The sequence below is a fragment of the Roseovarius sp. genome, from assembly GCF_018066915.1.
In the GTDB taxonomy this organism is placed as follows: Bacteria; Pseudomonadota; Alphaproteobacteria; order Rhodobacterales; family Rhodobacteraceae; genus Roseovarius.
Genome location: NZ_JAGPVV010000314.1, coordinates 1 through 3,464, shown reverse-complemented (window position 1 = coordinate 3,464; position 3,464 = coordinate 1). Strand labels below are relative to the sequence as shown.

Genomic DNA, 3,464 nt, shown 5'->3' with positions numbered 1-3,464 from the left:
AGGCCATCAGCCTGCCCCGCCAGCCCGACCGCCTGCGCTGCTACAAAATCTCGAAACGCTTTGATCAGGATATCTCGGCTCTGCTGGGTTGCTTCAACATCACCGTGGACGCAGGGCGGATCACCGCCGCGCGGATCGCCTTTGGCGGTATGGCGGGCATTCCCAAGCGTGCCGCCCATGTCGAAGCGACGCTGATCGGCCAACCGTGGACCGAGGCCACGATCACCGCCAGCCATGCGGCATGGGCGCAGGATTTCGCGCCGCTGTCGGATATGCGCGCCTCTGCCGACTATCGCCTGACCACCGCGCGCAACCTCTTGAGGCGCTATTTTCTCGAGGATCAGGGCATCGCCACCTCGGTTCTCGAGGTCGCACCATGACCGTCGCCCGCCCTCTGCCGCATGACGCAGCACAGCTCCATGTGACCGGGGCCGCGCGCTATGTCGACGACATTCCCAGCCCACGCGGCACGCTGCATCTGGCCTTTGGCCTCAGCACCATCGCGGCGGGGCGCGTCACTGAAATGGACCTTGCGCCGGTGCGCCAGAGCGCGGGGGTCATCGCCGTGCTGACCGCTGCCGATCTGCCGCAAGACGCCGATTGCTCGCCCTCGGCCCATGACGAGCCGCTCTTGTGCACGGGCGAGGTGCACTACCATGGCCAGCCGCTCTTTCTGGTGATCGCAACCAGCCATCTGGCCGCGCGCCGCGCCGCGCGCCGGGGAACCATCCGCTATGCAGAGGCCCCGCCGATCCTGAGCATTGATGCGGCCCTTGCCGCCAATAGCCGCTTCGAAGAGGGCCCGCGCATCTGGCAAAGGGGCGACGCCGCCCGCGCCATCACCGACGCGGCCCACAAGATTGACGGCGTGATCGAGATGGGTGGGCAAGAGCATTTCTACCTCGAAGGTCAGGCCGCCCTTGCTCTGCCGCAAGAGGGGGGCGACATGGTGATCCACGCCTCGACCCAGCATCCCAGCGAAGTGCAGCACAAGGTGGCTGAGGCGCTCGGTCGGCCCATGCACGCCGTGCGGGTCGAGACACGGCGCATGGGCGGCGGCTTTGGCGGCAAGGAAAGTCAGGCCAACGCCCCCGCAATCGCCTGCGCCGTCGCGGCGCGGCACACGGGTCAACCCTGCAAGATGCGCTATGACCGCGACGATGACATGGTGATCACCGGCAAGCGCCATGATTTCCGCATCGCCTATCAGGCCGGGTTCGATGCCAGTGGGCGGCTGACCGGGGTGGAGTTCGTGCAATATGCCCGCTGTGGATGGTCACAGGATCTGTCGCTGCCCGTGGCCGACCGCGCCATGCTGCATGCCGACAATGCCTATCACCTGCCCGCTGTGCGGATCGAGAGCCATCGGTTGCGCACCAACACCGCCTCTGCCACCGCGTTTCGCGGCTTTGGCGGGCCGCAGGGCATGCTGGGCATCGAGCGGGTGATGGATCACGTGGCCCACAGCCTCGGGCTTGATCCGCTCGCTGTGCGGCGACGCAACTACTATGCTGCAAGCACAGGAGGGGGGCTGTCTGCCCCCCGCGCTGCGCGCCCCCCCGAGGGTATTTCCGGCCAGATGAAACCGCAGGTCACGCCTTATGGGCAGGAGGTCACGGATTTCATCCTGCACGAGATGACCGAGCGGCTGATGGACACCTCGGACTATACCGCGCGGCGGGCAGAGGTGGCAGCGTGGAACGCCCGCAACCCCGTGCTGAAAAAGGGACTCGCGCTGACGCCGGTCAAGTTCGGGATATCCTTTACGCTGAGCCACCTCAATCAGGCCGGGGCCTTGGTGCATGTCTATCAGGACGGCTCGGTGCATCTCAATCATGGCGGCACCGAAATGGGGCAGGGCCTGTTTCAAAAGGTGGCGCAGGTGGCCGCCGCCGGTTTTGGCCTGCCGCTGGAGGCCATCAAGATCACCGCGACCGATACCGCCAAGGTGCCCAACACCTCGGCCACGGCCGCAAGTTCCGGCAGCGATCTCAATGGCATGGCGGTCAAGGCGGCCTGTGATGCGATCCGGGACCGGATGGCCGCGTGTCTGGCACAGCATCATGGCGTTTCGCCAGACGCGGTACAGTTCACCGAGGGCATGGTGCAGATTGGCGATCAGCGCCTCAGTTTCGCCGCAGCCGCCAAGTTCTGCTACGAGCAGCGCATCAGCCTGTCCGCGACCGGATTCTACAAGACGCCCGATCTGGCATGGGACCGGATCAAGGGGGAGGGGCGGCCGTTCTACTATTTCGCCTATGGTGCCGCCGTGACCGAGGTGGTGGTGGACGGGCTGAGTGGTGAGAACCGCATCCTGCGCGCCGATATCCTGCATGATTGCGGGGCCTCTCTCAATCCCGCGCTCGACATCGGGCAGATCGAAGGCGGCTATGTGCAGGGGGCAGGCTGGCTCACGGTCGAGGAACTGGTGTGGGAAGACGCCGGGCGGCTGCGCACCCACGCGCCCTCGACCTACAAAATCCCCGCCTGTTCGGACCGGCCCGCGGTGTTCAACGTGGCGCTGTGGGACGCGGAGAACCCGCGCCCGACGATCTACCGCTCCAAGGCCGTGGGCGAGCCGCCGTTTATGCTGGGAATTTCGACCCTGATGGCGCTCAGCGATGCGGTGGCGGCGTTTGGTCCGGGCTATCCGGCGCTTGACGCCCCTGCCACACCAGAACGGGTGCTGAGCGCCATCGCACGCCAGAGGGCGCGCGCCGATGCGTGATCTCGACGATCTGCGCAGAGCCGTCGCACGCGAGGGCGCGATTGCGCGGGTTGTCATTGCCGCAACCCGAGGGTCCACCCCGCGCGCTGCCGGGGCCGCGATGCTGGTCTGGCCCGATGGGCAATCGGGCAGCATCGGCGGTGGGCGGCTGGAACATGAGGCAGCAGGTGCCGCGCGCGCGCTTTTGACTGAAGGCGTAGGCATCCGCGTGCTGCGCCAAGCGCTCGGCCCTGCCCTTGGGCAATGCTGTGGTGGGGCGGTGGTTCTGGTGATCGAGCGGTTCGACCGTCAGAGTGTGGAAGAGGCCGCAAGCACGCTGGCTGAGACCGGTCTCTGGGCGCGGCGGATCGAAGCCGGCGCAGGCGATCCGCCCCGCATGGCACGGCAAGGGGGTGATGCCACGATCACATGGTCGGACGGCTGGCTGATCGAGCGTCTTCCGCCCCGGCATCCGGTGGTGATCCACGGCGCGGGCCATGTGGGCCGCGCCTTGGCAGAAATGCTCGCCCCATTGCCCGATCTGGCGGTCAAGCTGGCCGATACACGCGCTGAAATGCTGCGGAATATGCCCGCAGCGATCACGCCGTCGGACCATCCCCTGCGCGCGCTGAGCGCTGCCCAAGACACCGCCACGCATGTCATCGTGACCCACGATCACGCGCTTGATCTCGAGCTGTGCCATCAGCTCTTGCAACGGCCTTTCGCAAGCGCGGGGCTGATCGGCTCTGCGACCAAA

The 3,464-nt window shown here is 66.6% G+C and carries 2 protein-coding genes and 1 pseudogene; all 3 read left to right on the top strand.

Annotated elements, in window-relative coordinates; genetic code table 11:
• A pseudogene (locus tag KBT70_RS17825) lies at positions 1-380 on the top strand (xanthine dehydrogenase small subunit); the annotation flags it as partial.
• A complete protein-coding gene (gene xdhB / locus KBT70_RS17820; RefSeq protein WP_296637370.1) occupies positions 377-2,728 on the top strand; it encodes a xanthine dehydrogenase molybdopterin binding subunit in 2,352 nt (783 codons plus the stop codon). The pseudogene KBT70_RS17825 and the gene xdhB, both read left to right, overlap by 4 nt.
• Positions 2,721-3,464, top strand: a 744-nt coding sequence (gene xdhC, locus KBT70_RS17815; RefSeq protein WP_296637368.1) for a xanthine dehydrogenase accessory protein XdhC, incomplete at its 3' end; no start/stop codon positions are given. The genes xdhB and xdhC, both read left to right, overlap by 8 nt.